This window comes from Cupriavidus sp. 01L46 (assembly GCF_056399905.1).
Map to the genome: position 1 here is coordinate 1 of NZ_JBFTSF010000719.1, position 488 is coordinate 488.

General features: G+C 68.0%; 1 protein-coding gene. It reads left to right on the forward strand.

Going from position 1 to position 488, the window contains the following annotated elements:
• Positions 1–488: autotransporter outer membrane beta-barrel domain-containing protein (locus AC1DS3_RS39485; RefSeq protein ID WP_477129481.1), on the forward strand; the 488-nt coding region annotated here is incomplete at both ends.

The window sequence follows — 488 nt, forward strand, 5'->3', positions numbered from 1 at the left end:
CCCATGGGCTCGTGGGCCAAGCAGGGCGACCGCGATGGCGTGGCAGGTTACAAGGCCAACACCTACGGCATGGTGCTGGGTGCCGACACTGTGGTCYCCGACAATGTGCGCGTGGGCGGTGCGTTCTCCTACATGCACAGCCGCATCGACGGCAACTCGCCGGTGGCCGCGCAAAGCGCCAGCGTCGACGGCTATCGCCTGATCAGCTACGGCAGCTACAGCCTGGATCCGCGCACCGACATCAGCGTGCAGGCCGACCTGGGCGCGGGCCGCAACGAGGGCCAGCGCAACATCAACTTCGGCGGGCTGAACAGCCGTGCGTCGTCGAGCTACAACAGCTGGAACGCGCACGTCGGCGCCGGCATCGGCCGCGTCTTCAACCTGCAGCCAACCACCACCTTCACGCCGTCGCTGCGGGCCGACTACACCTTCATCCAGGATGCGGCCTACACCGAGACCGGCGCCGATGCGCTGAGCCTGGCGGTCGC